Below are 16,888 nucleotides of genomic sequence, written 5' to 3'. Positions count from 1 at the left end.
TCGGGCTGACGCTCCTGTGTTTGCTGGCCATCTGGCTGTCGTTGGCGCTGGGGCCGGTGAGCCTGCCGCTGTTCGATACGTTGCGCGCGGCTCTGCGCATGCTCGGTGTGCCACTGGCGCCGGACGGTCTGGAGCAGGCTGAGCTGATTCTCGGGCAGATCCGTCTGCCGCGGACCTTGCTCGGCCTGGCCGTCGGCGGCGTACTGGCGCTGTCCGGTGTGGCGATGCAAGGTTTGTTTCGCAATCCGCTGGCCGATCCCGGGTTGGTCGGAGTCTCCAGCGGTGCGGCGCTTGGTGCGGCTGTAGCCATTGTCGGCGGTACGTTTTTTGGCAGTTTGCCAGAGTGGTTCGGGCCGTATCTGTTGTCGGCGTGCGCGTTTCTCGGCGGGTTGGGGGTAACGGCGCTGGTCTATCGGCTCGGACGGCGCAACGGCCAGACTCACGTCGCGACCATGCTGCTGGCGGGGATCGCGCTGACGGCGCTGGCCAGCTCGGCAGTCGGTTTGTTCACCTATCTGGCGGATGACGCGACCCTGCGCACGCTGACTTTCTGGAATCTGGGCAGCCTCAATGGTGCCAGTTACGCGCGTTTGTGGCCGTTGCTGATCATCAGCGCCGGTGTTGCGCTGTGGTTGCCGCGTCGTGCCAAGGCGCTGAATGCGTTGTTGCTGGGTGAATCCGAAGCAGGGCATCTGGGGATCAATGTCGAACGGCTCAAGCGTGAACTGGTGTTCTGCACCGCGTTGGGTGTTGGCGCAGCGGTAGCGGCGGCGGGGATGATCGGTTTCGTCGGGCTGGTGGTGCCGCATCTGGTGCGTTTATTGGCCGGGCCCGATCACCGCGTGCTGTTGCCCGCGTCGGTACTGGCGGGGGCGAGCCTGCTGTTGCTGGCGGATCTGGTGGCGCGGCTGGCACTGGCGCCGGCGGAGTTGCCGATCGGTATTGTCACGGCGTTTATCGGTGCCCCGTTCTTCCTGTATCTGCTGCTGCGAGGACGTGCCTGATGCTGCGTGCGCACAATCTGCACATCCGTCGCGGGCGCAAGACCGTCCTCAGCGACGTCACCCTGCAACTGGAGCCCGGTGAGGTGCTGGGTGTGCTCGGACCGAACGGTGCCGGCAAAAGCACCTTGCTCGGTGCCTTGTGCGGTGAGCTGACGGCGAGTGAAGGCGAGGTGTTGCTCGACGACAAGGCGCTGAATCACTGGACAGGTACGCAACGCGCCCAGCGTCTGGCGGTGTTGCCGCAGGTCTCGACGCTGGATTTTGCCTTTCGTGTGGAGGAAGTGGTCGGCATGGGCCGCTTGCCGTATCAAAGTGGTCGGGTGCGCGACGACGAAATCATTGCGGCAGCGCTGGACGCTGCGGATGCCGGGCACCTGAGCGGGCGCAGTTATCTGGCGCTGTCGGGTGGCGAGCGCCAACGCGTGCATCTGGCGCGGGTTTTGGCGCAGTTATGGCCGGGTCAGGCCGGGCAAACCCTGTTGCTGGACGAGCCGACCTCGATGCTCGATCCCTTGCATCAACACACCACGCTGCAGGCAATACGCGAGTTTGCTGATCGCGGTGCGGCGGTGCTCGTCATCCTGCATGATCTGAATCTGGCGGCGCGCTATTGTGATCGGGTGTTGCTGCTTGAAGGCGGGCGCCCGGTGGCGCTGGATACGCCGCAGCAAGTTTTGCGACCGGACTCGCTCAAAGCGGTGTTCGGTCTCGAAGTATTGGTGCAGCCGCACCCGGAGCGTGGGCATCCGCTGATCATCGCCCGCTGATTTCTCATCGAGGTGATGGCATGCGCGGGATCTGGTTGTTGGCGGTGTTGTGGCTTGCGGGGTGTCAGCATGTTGCTGCGCCACCACCGGTCAGCGGTGAGATACGCGATCTGCACAGCGGTCAGGTGCTGACCGCGCAGGAACTGCTGACACGTCTGGCCGGTGCGCAACACGTGATCATTGGCGAGCAGCATGACAATGCCGATCATCACGCTGCGCAGTTGTGGCTGTTGCGGTCGCTGGGTGAGCAACGCCCTCAGGGCAGTCTGCTGCTGGAGATGCTTACGCCTGATCAACAGCCGAACGTTGATCAGGTTCGCCATGCAGCAGCGCGGCCCACCGATCTTGCCGCCGCTCTGGACTGGCAGGATGGCTGGGACTGGAAGCTTTATGGACCGATCGTTCGCTTCGCCCTCACACAATCCTATCCGTTGCTGGCAGCCAATCTGGACGACAGCGAGATCCGCGCGTTCTATCGTCAGCCGCCGGCCTTGACCGGCGTTCGCAGCAATGCGGCAACGGTAAAAGCCACGCTGCTTGAGCAGATAAGCGACTCGCACTGTGGCTTGCTGCTCAAATCGCAGATGCCGGCGATGCTCAGCGTTCAGCAACAACGTGATCGACGCATGGCCGAACGTTTGCTGGCGGCACCAGCGCCCGCCATGTTGTTGGCAGGCGCCTGGCATGCGCGCAAGGATGCTGGCGTGCCGCTGCATGTGCTTGATCTTGGCGCAGCCCAAGCGCCCACGGTGCTGATGCTGGCCGAACAGGGCGCCGAGGTCAGCGCGGCGATGGCCGATTACGTCTGGTACACCCCGACCACGCCTGCGCAGGATTACTGCGCACAGATGCGCAAACAGTTCGGCCAGTGACTTTTCCACAGGCAAAAAAAGACCCGGTAAAAACCGGGTCAAATAACCGTGATTAGCCTGATGAGGAGATAATCTGAGAGTCCGAACCAAGGGCTTTTCAGAATATCGACTGATCTCGCGATCAGTTGTGATAATCATAGCGATTCTCATTAACGAGTCAACCACTGTTTTTCCATTCGCGTGATTTAGTCGTGCAAATGGCCGGAATGCCCCGGAAACAGGGGACTCAACGCGCAGCTTTCACCGCACTCAGTTGGGTGATTTGCTGGTTGAGCTGGCCAATGCGCCGGGCCATGCTCTCGATCAGGCTGTGGGCAATCTTCGGATTGTTGCGGGTCATGCTCAGAAACTGATCGCCCGGAATCAACATCACTGTACTTGGCTCGCGGGCAATGACCGTGGCGTTTCGCGGCTCGCCTGTGAACACGGCCATGGCGCCGAAAATCTCGTCCTTGGGCACGTCGCCAACCTTGTGCCCGTCAACAAACGCTTCGGCATGTCCATCGATGATCACAAAGACGTGATCGGCGGCATCGCCCTGCTGGATCAACACGTCACCGCTCTCGACCCGTTTAAAGCCATTGGTGCTGCGAAACTCCCGTGGCTTCAGTTCGGCCACCGCGTGTGCCAGCAGCGCCATCTGCCCCAGCAGATATTCCAGCCATTGCTCAGCCCGTTCCGGCTCGGCGTACAAATGTCGGAACAGATCGGTTCGTCGATAGGGCAATAAGCGCAATAGTCCATCGCTGCGCAGTCGGCAATCGGTCCAGGCGTCACCTTGCTGCAGGCCGATCAGATCGCCTTCCTGCCAGTAAAACAGCGCACGGCCACCGATGTAGCCGTGGATCACCCCTTCTGTCAGCAGAAACAGCTGATCGCGTGGGAGCTGCGCCATCAGGTCGTCAGAGATTTCCGGCTCAAACGCTGGCCCGCACGGCGCAAGCCCTTCCAGCCAGCGTGCGGGCAAGCTCTGCAAACGATTGATCAGCGCATCGATCGATGCCGATTGTTCCCCGAGCAGATACATGGTCGTCAGCGCCTGGTCAGTTCTTGTGACGCGAGGAGATGGCTTCGAGCTGCTTGTTCAAGGCGTCTTTGCGTTCGGCCGGGATATCGTTCCAGTGCACATCCATCAGTGCCCCTTCGATCGCGTACAACAACACCTTTGATGCGCGAAACCCGCGGGTACGCACGGCCCGATAGGCGTCCACCGCCCCCAGGCGACGCAAGTCCGAGGCGCTGTGGATGCCCACGGCATGCAGCCATTGCGCCGACGTCTTGCCAAGATTCTTCAGGTGTTGCAGTTCATCATTCATCAAGCCTCCTTGCGACGGCCGAATGGTGCGTGGGCGATCTTCTCAGGAGTGTAGCCATCAGTAGGAAAAGCGTGGTTGTTTGGTCGGATTAGACGCAAACGCTTCTAAGAAGGCAGCTGTGAACGCAGAAAGGAGGGAAGAAATGCGGAAATAAATGTGGGAGCGGGTTTGCTCGCGGAGGCGTCCTGTCGGCCGCAGGATGTATCGACTGACACCACGCCTTCGCGAGCAAGCCCGCTCCCACGCGGGAAAGGCGTCGGGTCAGAGAAAGATAAAAATATCAGCGGGTGCGATAGCGCAGGCGGGTACCAAAATTCATCGACATCAGGATCTCGTCGGCGCTCAGTTCCGGTGGGAAGTACGCACCGGAAATCTGCGCATGGGCCAGGCTTGCGCCTTCGAGTGATGAATTACGGAAATCGATGCCGCGCAAATCGGCGGAGCGGAAGTAGGCGTCGCGGAAATCCACGCCGTCGGCGTTCAGTTCACGCAGATCGAGACCACGGAAGTCGCCACCGACCATGTCGATCGGGCCGTCGTTCGGGCGTTCCTTGTTGAAGCCTGCGATGTCGTCTTTGTGCAGCAGGGCATAAAGCGGGGTGTCGAGAAGTTTCGGCTGGCTCATGTCACATCACCTGTTGGTTTTATGACGCCAGTATAGTGCCACTATTTGACGGCCGTGAAGCCAGCGAGGACTTCACGGCCGAAATAGTTTCTTACAGGCCTGGCAGGCGCTGACGAATCTGCGCCACTACGGTGTCGAGGGTCCCGCTTTCATTGGTCTGTACGCGCTTGCTGCGCAGAATTTCTTCTGGCGTCAGTGCTTCGCGGCTGGCCTGTTGGGCCTCGATGACCGCCAGCGTGGCGTCGGAAGGGTCCTTCTTGTCGGCCTGACGAATCGCCAGCCAGCTTTCGATCACGGCTTGCGGAGCGTTGCAGTCGAGAATCAGGAATGGCGTGCCGGTCGCCTCGGCGACTTTCGCCGCGCTGTCACGTTGCTCGCGCTTGAGGTAGGTCGCATCGATCACCACCGGGAAACCGGCGTGCAGGATCACTCCGGCAATCTCATGCAGACGGGCATAGGTGGCTACGCTGGCGTCGGCGCTGTAGATCCCGGCCTGCACGTCGTTGGCTACGGTCTGCTCGCCGAACAGACGCTTGCGCTCGACGTCGGAACGCAGGCGAATCGCGCCCAGCGCTTCGACCAGGCGCATGGCCACGTGGCTCTTGCCGACAGCCGATACGCCGTGGGTGATGGCCATGAAACGCGAAGGAATGGTGCTGTAGCTTTCCGCCAGGTTGGCGTAGTTGCGGTACTGGCGCAGGGTGGTGGCGCGCTGCACCGGAGTGGCGTCTGCCGGCATGCTGAACAGCGCGACTTTGGCGCGAACCAGCGCGCGATAGGCTTTGTAGAAGTTCAGCACTTCCAGGCCTTGATAGTCGCCGGTCAATTCCAGGTATTGGCTGATGAAGCGGCGGGCCAGGGATTTCAGGCCACGGTCTTCCAGGTCCATCGCCAGGAAACCGGTGTCGGCCCAGACGTCGGTGAAGCGGAACGGCTCGTTGAACTCGATGCAGTCGAAGATCACCACTTTGCCATTGATCACAGTGGCGTTGCCCAAGTGAATGTCGCCGTGGCATTCGCGAGTGAAACCCTCGGCCTTGCGCTTGCTGAACAGTGCCTTGAGACGGTCGAAGCTGCTCTCGGCCCAGGCTTGCAGGGCCTCGAGTTGCAGCAGATCGTTTTTGTCGCTGAGGAATGGCAGGATCTGTTCGAAGTTCTGGCGCACCGGGGCCATTACGCTTTCTGGTGTACCGGCCTCGTGTTCGGCCGGGACTTTTGGCGCACTGAGGTGGAATCTGGCGATCTGCTCGGCCATTTCGTCGATGTGCTGAGTGGTCAGTTCACCGTTGGCTTGCAGGGTGCTGAGCAGGCCGGTCTGCGGGAATTGGCGCATCTTCAACACATACTCGATCACCGGGCCGTCGCCGCCCAGTTGCGGCGCTTCGACGCTGCCGGTCACCGGCAACACGTCCAGATACAAATCTTCGGTCAGGCGCTGATTCAAACGCAGTTCTTCAGCGCAGAAGTGCTCGCGCGCTTCGAGGCTGGTGAAGTCGAGAAAGCCGAAATTCACCGGCTTCTTCACTTTATAAGCAAACGACCCGGTGAGGATCACCCACGAGATATGGGTTTCGATGACCTGGAACCCGTCGACGGGGTGCGGGTAGAGGGCCGGGTTTTGCAGGGCAGCGATCAGTGACTGGCTCACGGGCGATCCTTCAGAGACTGGGAAATTCGAGGTCGCCATTATGGCCGCTCGCCAGCCTGACGCAAACCTCGGAGCGCTCCTGTTGAGGATGAATAAAGTGCGTATAATCCGCCGCCATGACTCGAACTCGATCCCCCCGTACCAAGAAAAAACCACCTGCCAAGGGCCTGCGGCCGTGGCTGGGCTGGGCCATTAAACTCAGTCTGGTCGGCCTTGTGGTGCTGGCCGGCTTCGCCGTTTACCTCGATGCCGTGGTGCAGGAGAAATTCTCCGGCAAGCGCTGGACCATTCCGGCGAAGGTGTACGCGCGTCCGCTCGAGCTGTTCGTCGGACAAAAGCTGAGCAAGGACGATTTCCTCACCGAACTCGACGCCTTGGGCTATCGCCGTGAAGCCGTGAGCAATGGCCCCGGCGCTGCTGCCGTCAGTGGCAATACCGTCGATCTGAATACCCGCGGCTTCCAGTTCTATGAAGGCCTGGAGAAACCGCAGCCGGTGCGCGTGCGTTTCTCTGGCGACTATGTGGCCGAACTCTCCGGGCTCAACGGCGGGAAGTTGTCCGTGGTGCGGCTCGAGCCGCTGATGATCGGCGGCATTTACCCGAAAAATCTTGAAGACCGCATCCTGATCAAGCTCGATCAGGTGCCGCCGTATTTGCTCGATACGTTGGTCGCCGTTGAAGACCGCGACTACTATAGCCACTGGGGCGTGTCGCCGAAATCGATTGCCCGGGCCATCTGGGTCAACACCTCTGGCGGCAAGATGACCCAGGGCGGCAGTACGCTGACCCAGCAACTGGTGAAGAACTTCTACCTCACCAACGAGCGCAGCCTGAGCCGCAAGCTCACCGAAGCGATGATGGCGATGCTGCTGGAGCTGCACTACGACAAGAAGGAAATTCTTGAGGCCTACCTCAATGAAGTCTTTGTCGGGCAGGACGGTCAGCGTGCCGTGCACGGTTTCGGTCTGGCCAGCCAGTTCTTCTTTGGTCAGCCACTGTCCGAGCTGAAGCTGCATCAGGTCGCGTTGCTGGTCGGCATGGTCAAAGGTCCGTCCTACTACAACCCGCGCCGCAACCCCGAGCGTGCGCTGGAGCGACGTAACCTGGTGCTCGACGTGCTTGAGCAGCAAGGCGTGGCGACTGCCGAACAGGTTGAAGCGGCGAAGAAAATGCCCTTGGGTGTAACCACGCGCGGCAAGCTCGCCGACAGCTCGTTCCCGGGCTTCATCGATCTGGTCAAACGCCAGTTGCGTGAAGACTACCGCGACGAAGACTTGACCGAAGAAGGCTTGCGGATCTTCACTAGTTTCGACCCGATTCTGCAGATGAAAGCCGAAGCGTCGGTTAACGACACCTTTAAACGTCTGGCTGGACGCAAAGGCTCCGATGATGTGGAAGCGGCGATGGTCGTGACCAACCCGGAGACTGGCGAAGTGCAGGCGATGATTGGTAGCCGTCAGGCCAGTTACGCCGGTTTCAACCGGGCGCTGGACGCCGTGCGGCCAATCGGTTCTCTGGTAAAACCGGCGGTCTATCTGACTGCGTTGGAGAAACCGAGCCACTACACGCTGACCAGTTGGCTGTCGGATGATCCGCTGTCGATCAAAGGCGCGGACGGTCAGGTGTGGAAGCCGCAGAACTACGACCGTCGCTCTCACGGCACAGTCTTCCTTTACCAAGGGCTGGCGCATTCCTACAACCTGTCGACCTCGCGTCTGGGCCTGGAAGTCGGTGTGCCGAATGTGCTCAAGACCATTGCGCGTCTGGGCGTGACCCGGGAATTCCCGGCGTTCCCGTCGATGTTGCTCGGGGCTGGCGGCATGACCCCGATCGAAGTGGCGACCATGTATCAGACCCTCGCCAACGGTGGTTTCAATACGCCGATGCGCGGGATTCGCAGTGTGCTGACTGCTGAGGGCGAACCGCTCAAGCGTTATCCGTTCCAGATCGAGCAGCGTTTCGATCCGGCGTCCATCTACCTGATCCAGAACGCCATGCAGCGGGTGATGCGTGAAGGTACCGGCAGCTCGGTTTACAACGTGCTGCCCAAGACCCTGACGCTGGCCGGCAAGACCGGTACCAGTAACGACTCGCGCGACAGTTGGTTCGCCGGTTTCAGTCAGGATCTGCTGGCGGTGGTCTGGCTCGGTCGTGACGACAACGGCAAGACCCCGTTCACCGGGGCGACCGGTGCGCTGCAGGTCTGGACCAGTTTCATGCGCAAGGCCGATCCGCTGCCGCTGGATATGCCGCAGCCGGACAACATCGTTCAGGCGTGGGTCGATTCGCGTACCGGGCAAGGCTCGGATGCCAACTGTCCCGGAGCCGTGCAGATGCCGTATATTCGCGGCAGCGAACCGCCACCCGGTGCCGCGTGTGCAAGCGAAACGCCTGCTTCGCCGGAGTCGGTGATGGATTGGGTCAAGGGCTGGATGAATTAAGCAAAGAGGGTTTCAAGTGAACAAGTGGTTGATTCCAGCGGTGACCGCCGTGGCTTTGCTCAGCGGCTGCTCTACCGTACAGCGTGGTTCGATCCCGGTGGTGGACTCCGGCACAGCCGTCTCCAACAGCGAACGGCTGTCGGCCAACGGCGGTTTCCGCAAGACGACAGTCAAACGTCCGGTGCAGGGTCAGGCGCAATCCCAGGCCATTCCGCAAGGCGATACCGGCGTGGTGGTGATGGTGCCGGGTGGCGGTGCTGCGACATCGGCGCCGATCAGCTCCTCGCCGATCGTTCCTGGTCCGGCGTCCGGTGGGATTACGGCGGGTCCGTACAATCCTTCGCCGGTCGAGTCGGCACCGATCAACACTGGCAGCTACAGCATGCCTTCGACGCCGAGCGGCATTCCTTCGGCCAGCAGTGGCGGAGGTCTGTCCGCAGACGAGCAACTGGATGGTCCGGTACTCGCCTTGCTGACCACTGCGCAACAGCAGCAGGCCGGCGGCGACCTCAACGGTGCATCCTCCAGTCTGGAGCGCGCTCAGCGTGTAGCTCCGCGTGAGCCGCAAGTGCTCTACCGTCTGGCGCAGGTGCGCATGGCCCAAGGTGATGCGCCGCAGGCGGAACAGTTCGCCCGTCGCGCGCTGACCATGGCCAACGGCCGTCCGGATCTGCAAGCCAACCTGTGGGAAATCATCGCGCAGTCCCGTGAGAAGCAGGGCGACTCCGCCGGCGCTGCACTGGCTCGTCAAAAGGCCAAGGTTTCGCTCTGATGGACACCCGTTTCCCGAAAATCGCCGATCAATTGCTGCTGATCGAGCGTGAACTGCGCACGCAGGGTTGGTGGGATGAGATCCAGCCATCAGCCGAAGCCTTGAGCAGTGTCGAACCGTTTTCGGTCGACACGCTGGATTTCGAGCAGTGGCTGCAATGGATCTTCCTGCCGCGAATGAAGATGATCCTTGAGCAGGACTTGCCGTTGCCCAATGCCTCGGGCATTCAGGAAATGGCTGAAATGGTCTTCGCCCAGCGCAATCTGCAGGGCAAGGATCGCCAGTTGCAGGTGCTGCTTAAAGAGTTCGATCTGCTGATCACCGCTTCCCGCTAGAGCCGATCCCCTGTAGGAGCTGCCGAAGGCTGCGATCTTTTGATCTTGCTTTTGAAAACAGCATCAAAAGATCGCAGCCTGCGGCAGCTCCTACAGATTTTTATTCGCAGTTCTGCGCAATCTGCTTCTGCGCTTCGACAATGCGCTCCTGACGCTGCGCATCATCCAGCCGCCGTACTTGTCCCTCCACTTCCTCCCGCAAACGCGGATTGTTCTGCAATTGCGCCAGGTTCGTCCGTGCCTGTTCGCAAAATGCCTTGAGCTGCGCCTGCTGCTCCGCCACCTGTTTCTTCACCTTGTCGTCGATGGCTTTCTGATCGCCCAGCGCACCACTGCCAGGCATGGCGGCAGGTTTCGGTGGGGGCGAGGAGGGCGTCTGCACAGTCGTCGCCGGCAGCCCTTGCGGCGGCTGCGCATCGAAGTGCGTGACGCCTTGAGCGTCGACCCATTTGTAGATCTGAGCGGCCGAGCACCAGTGGCTGAGGCCGATCAGCAGAGTTAACAGGAGCGTTCGCATGCTGATTCCTTGGCAAAATTGCGCAATTGACGCTAACAGAGTAGCTGTTTTCAGGTTTTTTCTTGCGTTCTCATGTGCTTACCCACAATTAAGCACATTGACGGCTTGACTTGGAGAGGGCGAAACAGAAGAATCCAAAGTCCGCTGTAGAGGGACTGCCAGAAGCAGACCCACTCGGCAGATCATGAGGCGCATATCCGCGTCGACCTGTTACACCCGCAACGCGTTACCTCGCGCTGGGTGGGAAAGGCCCGCAACACTTGGGACGATCCCAATACTTGCTCAGTCAGTGCTGACGTAGTCGGCGACCACCGTCGCTCATGCTCTGCCGAGAAGTAAACCTATTAAGACCCGCCCCTTTTTGTGGACGGTATTCTGGCGTTTTAGAGGTGAACAACGTGGAGCTTTTATCTGGCGGTGAGATGCTCGTCCGCTTCTTGCGTGACGAAGGCGTCAAATATATCTACGGGTACCCGGGTGGTGCTCTCCTGCATGTTTACGATGCCCTGTTCAAAGAACCGGAAGTGACCCACATCCTGGTTCGTCACGAACAAGCGGCGACCCATATGGCTGACGGCTACGCCCGTGCCACCGGTAAAGCCGGCGTGGTACTGGTGACTTCCGGTCCAGGCGCCACAAACGCCATCACCGGTATCGCCACCGCCTATATGGATTCGATTCCGATGGTGATCATTTCCGGTCAGGTGCCAAGCACCATGGTCGGCACCGATGCGTTCCAGGAAACCGACATGATCGGTATTTCCCGGCCGATCGTGAAGCACAGCTTCATGATCAAGCACGCCTCGGAAATCCCGGAAGTCATGAAGAAGGCGTTCTACCTGGCGCAATCCGGTCGTCCAGGCCCGGTCGTGGTCGATATCCCGAAAGACATGACCAACCCGGCCGAGAAGTTCGAATACGTTTTTCCGAAAAAAGCCAAGCTGCGCTCCTACAGCCCGGCCGTTCGCGGTCACTCCGGGCAAATCCGCAAGGCGGCAGAAATGCTTCTGGCGGCCAAGCGTCCCGTGCTCTATTCCGGTGGCGGCGTGATTCTGGGCAACGGTTCCGCACCGCTGACCGAACTGGCGAAAATGCTCAACCTGCCAGTGACCAACACCTTGATGGGCCTGGGCGGTTTCCCGGGTACTGATCGTCAGTTCATCGGTATGCTCGGCATGCACGGCAGCTACACCGCCAACCTGGCGATGCACCATGCCGACGTGATCCTGGCTGTTGGCGCACGTTTCGATGACCGTGTGATCAACGGCGCGGCGAAGTTCTGCCCGAACGCCAAGATCATCCACATCGACATCGATCCGGCTTCGATCTCCAAGACCATCAAGGCTGACGTGCCAATCGTTGGCCCGGTGGAGAGCGTCCTGACCGAAATGGTCGCGATCCTCAAGGAAATCGGCGAGACCCCGAACAAGGAGTCCGTGGCCAGTTGGTGGAAGCAAGTCGATGAATGGCGCGGTGATCGCGGCCTGTTCCCTTATGAAAAGGGCGACGGCAGCCTGATCAAACCGCAGACCGTGATCGAGACCCTGTGCGAAGTGACCAAAGGCGATGCCTTCATCACGTCCGACGTGGGCCAGCACCAGATGTTCGCGGCGCAGTACTACACGTTCAACAAGCCGAACCGCTGGATCAACTCCGGTGGCCTGGGCACCATGGGCTTCGGTTTCCCGGCGGCCATGGGCATCAAGTTGAGCTTCCCGGATGACGACGTTGCCTGCGTTACCGGCGAAGGCAGCATCCAGATGAACATCCAGGAACTGTCGACCTGCCTGCAATATGGCTTGCCGGTGAAAATCGTCATCCTGAACAACGGTGTTCTGGGGATGGTTCGTCAGTGGCAGGACATGAGCTATGGCAGCCGTCACTCGCACTCTTACATGGAGTCGCTGCCTGACTTCGTCAAACTGGCTGAAGCCTACGGTCACGTCGGCGTGCGCATCACCGATTCGAAGGATTTGAAGTCGAAGATGGAAGAGGCGTTCGCCATGAAAGACCGTCTGGTGGTGATCGATATTTCGGTCGATACCAGCGAGCACGTCTATCCGATGCAGATCAAAGACGGCTCCATGCGCGATATGTGGCTGAGCAAGACGGAGCGTACTTAATCATGCGGCACATTATTTCCCTGCTTCTGGAAAACGAACCCGGCGCTTTGTCTCGCGTAGTCGGCCTGTTCTCGCAGCGCAACTACAACATTGAAAGCCTGACGGTGGCGCCAACCGAAGACCCGACCCTGTCGCGTCTGACGCTGACCACTGTCGGCCACGATGAAATCATCGAGCAGATCACCAAAAACCTGAACAAGCTGATCGAAGTGGTCAAGCTGGTGGACCTGTCGGAAAGCGCTCACATCGAGCGCGAGCTGATGCTGGTCAAGGTCAAGGCCACTGGCGCCCAGCGCGCCGAGATCAAACGCACCACCGATATTTACCGTGGACAGATCGTCGATGTCAGCGCCAGCGTGTATACCGTGCAATTGACCGGTACCAGCGACAAGCTCGACAGCTTCATTCAGTCCATCGGCACCGCATCGATTCTGGAAACCGTCCGTAGCGGCGTGACCGGCATTGCCCGCGGCGACAAAGTACTCAGCATCTAAACCAAATTAGCGAATGGCCTGAACGGCCTGGATATATAGGGGAAATTCATGAAAGTTTTCTACGATAAAGACTGCGACCTGTCGATCATCCAGGGCAAGAAAGTTGCCATCATCGGTTACGGTTCCCAGGGCCACGCCCAGGCATGCAACCTGAAAGACTCCGGTGTCGACGTTACCGTCGGTCTGCGTAAAGGTTCGGCCACTGTTGCCAAAGCCGAAGCCCATGGCCTGAAAGTGACCGACGTGGCTGCTGCCGTTGCCGGCGCCGACCTGGTCATGATCCTGACCCCGGACGAATTCCAGTCTCAGCTGTACAAGAACGAAATCGAGCCGAACATCAAGAAAGGCGCCACCCTGGCCTTCTCCCACGGCTTCGCGATCCACTACAACCAGGTTGTTCCACGTGCCGACCTCGACGTGATCATGATCGCGCCGAAAGCTCCAGGCCACACCGTACGTTCCGAGTTCGTGAAGGGCGGCGGTATCCCTGACCTGATCGCGATCTACCAGGACGCTTCGGGCAACGCCAAAAACGTTGCACTGTCCTACGCAGCTGGCGTGGGTGGCGGTCGTACCGGCATCATCGAAACCACTTTCAAGGATGAGACCGAAACCGACCTGTTCGGCGAACAAGCCGTTCTGTGCGGCGGTACCGTTGAGCTGGTAAAAGCCGGTTTCGAAACCCTGGTTGAAGCTGGCTACGCGCCGGAAATGGCCTACTTCGAGTGCCTGCACGAACTGAAGCTGATCGTTGACCTCATGTACGAAGGCGGTATCGCCAACATGAACTACTCGATCTCCAACAACGCTGAATACGGCGAGTACGTGACCGGTCCGGAAGTAATCAACGCCGAATCCCGTCAGGCCATGCGCAATGCCCTGAAACGTATTCAGGACGGCGAATACGCCAAAATGTTCATCAGCGAAGGCGCAACCGGCTACCCTTCGATGACCGCCAAGCGTCGTAACAACGCCGCTCACGGTATCGAAATCATCGGCGAGCAACTGCGCTCCATGATGCCGTGGATCGGTGCCAACAAGATCGTCGACAAAGCCAAAAACTAAGTCGTCGTCCCTTGTACGAAAAACGCGGCCTCGGCCGCGTTTTTTCGTTTGAAACCGATGGTTCTGGTATAAAGCTGCATCGTTTGTGGCCGAACCGTCGTCACAGACACCTGTAGAAACTTTCCAAACCGTTGCAAGGTAATGTCCATGAGCGAACGTCCCGAAGAGCCGAACCAGGCTTCTGACGCCGAAAGCCTGCTGCCCATCGATGAACATGTCGAGGAAGGGCACGACGCAGAAGGTCGTAAAGTCCGGCATCGTGGTATCTATCTGCTGCCGAACCTGTTCACCACTGCGAACCTGTTTGCAGGGTTTTATTCCATCATCAACTCGATGAGTGCCCAGGCTGCCTTGAGCGCCGGGGATTCTGCGAATGCGAGCAAGTATTTTGCCTTTGCCGCGATCGCGATTTTCGTGGCCATGGTGCTCGATGGTCTCGATGGCCGCGTGGCGCGTATGACCAATACACAAAGTGCCTTCGGCGCCGAGTATGACTCGCTGTCCGACATGGTTGCCTTCGGTGTGGCACCGGCGCTGCTGGCGTTCGGCTGGGCGCTGGGCGACATGGGCAAGGTCGGCTGGATGGTGGCCTTCATCTATGTAGCCGGTGCAGCGCTGCGTCTGGCGCGTTTCAATACTCAGGTCGGTACGGCCGACAAGCGCTACTTCATCGGCCTGGCCAGCCCGGCGGCGGCAGGCGTGGTGGCGGGGATTGTCTGGGCGTTCAGCGATTACGGTATTCAGGGTTCGAAGATGTCGTTCCTGGTCGCTCTGATGGTGGCGGCTGCCGGCATGCTGATGGTCAGCAACATCAAGTACAACAGCTTCAAGGAGCTGGATCTGAAGGGGCGCGTGCCGTTCGTGGCGATCCTCGCCGTGGTCCTGGTGTTCGCTGTGGTGTTCAGCGATCCACCGCGTATTTTGCTGCTGGTGTTCCTCGCCTACGCGGCTTCCGGACCGGTGCAATACCTGTTGCATCTTCGTCGGCACAAAAACGCCGAGTGATGTAATTTCCCGCATACTCCGCAGTCTATGGGTGCATCTGTCCTCCAAAGCTGCGGAGTTGCCATGCTGATCAAAATCCCCAAAGCGTCCGACTGCCATGAGTCGGATGTCACGCCTGAGTCCATTTATCTCTCCCGTCGTCAATTGCTCGGAACTACTGCGGCCGGTATCGCCGTGAGCAGCCTGCCGCGTTGGGCCAGTGCCGAGGACGCGGCGCGCTATGCTGATGTCGAGCCAGGCAAGGCGCCTGCCTGGTTTGCCGAGAAGCTCCCTTCTACCAAGTGGGGGGCAGTCAACGTCAAGGATGAGGCGATCACGCCTTATAAAGACGCGACCCATTACAACAATTTCTATGAGTTCGGCACCGACAAGGGCGATCCCGCAGCCAATGCCGGCTCGCTGAAAACCGAGCCGTGGAGCGTGGTCGTCGATGGAGAGGTGGTAAAGCCCGGGCGTTACGCGCTGGAAGACTTCATGAAGCCGTACCAGTTAGAGGAGCGTATCTATCGTCTTCGCTGTGTTGAGGCGTGGTCGATGGTCATCCCTTGGATTGGTTTTCCGATTTCCGCACTGCTCAAGCAGGTCGAGCCGACCTCTAACGCCAAGTACATTCGCTTTGAAACCTTGCAGGATCCCAAGAGCATGCCTGGGCAGCGCTCGGGTTTCGCGCTGATCGACTGGCCTTATGTAGAGGGCTTGCGTCTGGATGAGGCGATGAATCCCTTGGCGATTCTGGCGGTTGGCATGTATGGCCGCGAATTGCCCAATCAGAATGGCGCGCCGCTGCGTCTGGTGGTGCCGTGGAAGTATGGCTTCAAGAGTGTGAAATCCATTGTGCGGATCAGTCTCGTCAGCGAGCAGCCCAAGACTACCTGGCAGAGCATTGCGGCAGATGAATACGGTTTTTATGCCAACGTGAATCCGACGGTCGATCATCCGCGCTGGACTCAGGCAAGAGAGCGGCGTCTGCCGAACAGTTTGTTCAAGCCGAATGTACGCGATACCCAGATGTTCAACGGCTACTCGGATGAAGTCGCTTCTTTATATACAGGGCTCGATCTGCGGAAGAACTACTGATGCGATATCCGTTTTGGCGTGCAGGCGTTTTTATTGCGGCGGCGATCTGGCCACTGTTTTGGTTTTATCAGGCGTTTGCCGATTTGCTCGGTCCGGATCCCGGCAAGGTGCTGGTTGATCGACTGGGGCTGGGGACGCTGGTATTCCTGCTGATCACGTTGAGCATGACGCCGTTGCAGAAATTGACGGGGTGGGCGGGCTGGATTGCTGTTCGCCGTCAGGTGGGGCTCTGGTGTTTTGCCTATGTGGTTCTGCACCTGTTCAGCTATATGGCGTTCATCCTTGGTTTCGACTGGTCACAGTTGGGTGTGGAGTTACGCAAGCGGCCGTACATTATTGTGGGTACGCTGGGTTTTCTTGGATTGTTGGCACTGGCAGTAACCTCAAATCGTTACAGTCAGCGTCGTTTAGGTGTGCGCTGGAAGAAATTGCATCGGGTGGTGTACGTGATTCTGGGGCTGGGATTGCTGCACATGTTGTGGATCGTGCGTGCTGATCTCAAGGAGTGGGCGATCTATGCCTTTATAGGTGCAGTGCTTTTACTGCTGCGTGTGCCTACAGTTGCCCGTCGAATCCCGCGTTTATTGGCTAAAAAGCAGGTTTTGCAATAAAACTGAAATTAACGGTTGACGGCAGATTCTGGAGGTCTATAATTCGCCCCACTTCCGGCGCAGTCGAAACGGAAAACTCCTTGAGATTCAACGAGTTACGCAGTTTTCGACGGCAGATCGCTTCAGTTCATCGAAGCCTGGAAGGAGTTGAAGGAGCGGTGATGTTTGGCTCTTTTGACGGTTCGGTCTTCTCGGTCGAAAGCGGTGAAAAAGAGG

17 protein-coding genes are annotated in these 16,888 nt (G+C 59.2%); 12 read left to right on the top strand and 5 right to left on the bottom strand.

Going from position 1 to position 16,888, the window contains the following annotated elements; all coding sequences use genetic code 11:
* The first annotated feature begins 20 nt into the window (after positions 1-20).
* Genes GTQ41_RS22725 through GTQ41_RS22715 form a run of 3 tightly spaced genes read left to right on the top strand, consistent with a single transcriptional unit; the run spans position 21 to position 2,643 of the window.
* Positions 21-1,004 (top strand): iron ABC transporter permease, encoded by a 984-nt coding sequence (locus GTQ41_RS22725; protein WP_196302449.1) that lies wholly within the window; start codon positions 21-23, stop codon positions 1,002-1,004.
* Positions 1,004-1,771: a heme ABC transporter ATP-binding protein gene (locus GTQ41_RS22720; protein ID WP_047296581.1), complete on the top strand. Its 768-nt coding sequence runs from the start codon at positions 1,004-1,006 to the stop codon at positions 1,769-1,771. The genes GTQ41_RS22725 and GTQ41_RS22720 overlap by 1 nt, the downstream gene beginning before the upstream one ends.
* A gap of 20 nt (positions 1,772-1,791) precedes the next feature.
* Entirely contained in the window at positions 1,792-2,643 is an 852-nt protein-coding gene (locus tag GTQ41_RS22715) for a ChaN family lipoprotein (protein WP_047296579.1), read from the top strand.
* 226 nt (positions 2,644-2,869) lie between these two features.
* On the opposite strand, the gene GTQ41_RS22710 is transcribed toward GTQ41_RS22715, so the two are convergent.
* The 4 genes from GTQ41_RS22710 to GTQ41_RS22695 all read right to left on the bottom strand — a co-directional run bounded on the left by GTQ41_RS22710 (position 2,870) and on the right by GTQ41_RS22695 (position 6,232).
* A complete protein-coding gene (locus tag GTQ41_RS22710) occupies positions 2,870-3,670 on the bottom strand; it encodes a Crp/Fnr family transcriptional regulator (RefSeq protein WP_047296578.1) in 801 nt (266 codons plus the stop codon).
* Positions 3,671-3,686: 16 nt separating this feature from the next.
* A complete protein-coding gene (locus GTQ41_RS22705) occupies positions 3,687-3,959 on the bottom strand; it encodes a TfoX/Sxy family protein (RefSeq protein WP_003228231.1) in 273 nt (90 codons plus the stop codon).
* 280 nt (positions 3,960-4,239) lie between these two features.
* Positions 4,240-4,584 carry a pentapeptide repeat-containing protein gene (locus tag GTQ41_RS22700; RefSeq protein WP_007963914.1) on the bottom strand — a complete coding sequence of 115 codons (345 nt, stop codon included), beginning with the start codon at positions 4,582-4,584 and terminating at the stop codon, positions 4,240-4,242.
* A gap of 91 nt (positions 4,585-4,675) precedes the next feature.
* On the bottom strand, positions 4,676-6,232 hold the full coding sequence (locus GTQ41_RS22695) for a bifunctional aminoglycoside phosphotransferase/ATP-binding protein (RefSeq protein WP_047296577.1): 1,557 nt from the start codon (positions 6,230-6,232) through the stop codon (positions 4,676-4,678).
* Between the two features lie 116 nt (positions 6,233-6,348).
* On the opposite strand from GTQ41_RS22695, the gene mrcB reads away from it, so the two are divergent.
* The 3 genes from mrcB to GTQ41_RS22680 are packed head-to-tail and all read left to right on the top strand — an operon-like array spanning position 6,349 to position 9,780.
* Positions 6,349-8,673 carry a penicillin-binding protein 1B gene (gene mrcB / locus GTQ41_RS22690; protein ID WP_047296576.1) on the top strand — a complete coding sequence of 775 codons (2,325 nt, stop codon included), beginning with the start codon at positions 6,349-6,351 and terminating at the stop codon, positions 8,671-8,673.
* A gap of 16 nt (positions 8,674-8,689) precedes the next feature.
* The gene (locus GTQ41_RS22685) at positions 8,690-9,445 is read left to right on the top strand and encodes a lipoprotein (protein WP_047296575.1); all 756 of its coding nucleotides are present in this window, start codon (positions 8,690-8,692) and stop codon (positions 9,443-9,445) included.
* The gene (locus tag GTQ41_RS22680) at positions 9,445-9,780 is read left to right on the top strand and encodes a YqcC family protein (protein WP_047296574.1); all 336 of its coding nucleotides are present in this window, start codon (positions 9,445-9,447) and stop codon (positions 9,778-9,780) included. The genes GTQ41_RS22685 and GTQ41_RS22680 overlap by 1 nt, the downstream gene beginning before the upstream one ends.
* A 100-nt stretch (positions 9,781-9,880) precedes the next feature.
* Here the strand turns inward: GTQ41_RS22680 and GTQ41_RS22675 are convergent, their stop codons facing one another.
* Positions 9,881-10,297, bottom strand: a complete 417-nt coding sequence (locus tag GTQ41_RS22675; RefSeq protein ID WP_047296572.1) for a DUF4124 domain-containing protein — start codon at positions 10,295-10,297, stop codon at positions 9,881-9,883.
* A 398-nt stretch (positions 10,298-10,695) separates the two neighbouring features.
* On the opposite strand from GTQ41_RS22675, the gene GTQ41_RS22670 reads away from it, so the two are divergent.
* The 6 genes from GTQ41_RS22670 to msrQ all read left to right on the top strand — a co-directional run bounded on the left by GTQ41_RS22670 (position 10,696) and on the right by msrQ (position 16,672).
* Positions 10,696-12,420 (top strand): acetolactate synthase 3 large subunit, encoded by a 1,725-nt coding sequence (locus tag GTQ41_RS22670; protein WP_007963927.1) that lies wholly within the window; start codon positions 10,696-10,698, stop codon positions 12,418-12,420.
* Positions 12,421-12,422: 2 nt separating this feature from the next.
* The gene (gene ilvN / locus GTQ41_RS22665; protein WP_003205610.1) at positions 12,423-12,914 is read left to right on the top strand and encodes an acetolactate synthase small subunit; all 492 of its coding nucleotides are present in this window, start codon (positions 12,423-12,425) and stop codon (positions 12,912-12,914) included.
* Positions 12,915-12,962: 48 nt separating this feature from the next.
* Positions 12,963-13,979 carry a ketol-acid reductoisomerase gene (ilvC, locus tag GTQ41_RS22660; protein ID WP_007959661.1) on the top strand — a complete coding sequence of 339 codons (1,017 nt, stop codon included), beginning with the start codon at positions 12,963-12,965 and terminating at the stop codon, positions 13,977-13,979.
* A gap of 147 nt (positions 13,980-14,126) precedes the next feature.
* Positions 14,127-14,984, top strand: a complete 858-nt coding sequence (pssA, locus tag GTQ41_RS22655; RefSeq protein WP_003228213.1) for a CDP-diacylglycerol--serine O-phosphatidyltransferase — start codon at positions 14,127-14,129, stop codon at positions 14,982-14,984.
* Positions 14,985-15,047: 63 nt separating this feature from the next.
* The gene (msrP, locus tag GTQ41_RS22650; protein WP_047296569.1) at positions 15,048-16,061 is read left to right on the top strand and encodes a protein-methionine-sulfoxide reductase catalytic subunit MsrP; all 1,014 of its coding nucleotides are present in this window, start codon (positions 15,048-15,050) and stop codon (positions 16,059-16,061) included.
* Complete coding sequence (gene msrQ / locus GTQ41_RS22645; RefSeq protein WP_047296567.1) at positions 16,061-16,672, top strand: protein-methionine-sulfoxide reductase heme-binding subunit MsrQ; 612 nt, start codon at positions 16,061-16,063, stop codon at positions 16,670-16,672. Before msrP ends, msrQ begins: the two co-directional genes overlap by 1 nt.
* Positions 16,673-16,888: the final 216 nt, after the last annotated feature.

Origin of the sequence: Pseudomonas sp. AN-B15 (genome assembly GCF_019056475.1) — a bacterium.
Taxonomy (GTDB): Bacteria; Pseudomonadota; Gammaproteobacteria; order Pseudomonadales; family Pseudomonadaceae; genus Aquipseudomonas; species Aquipseudomonas parakoreensis.
Note: the sequence above shows the minus strand (reverse complement) of the source record. Positions and strands in the feature narration are given on the sequence as shown.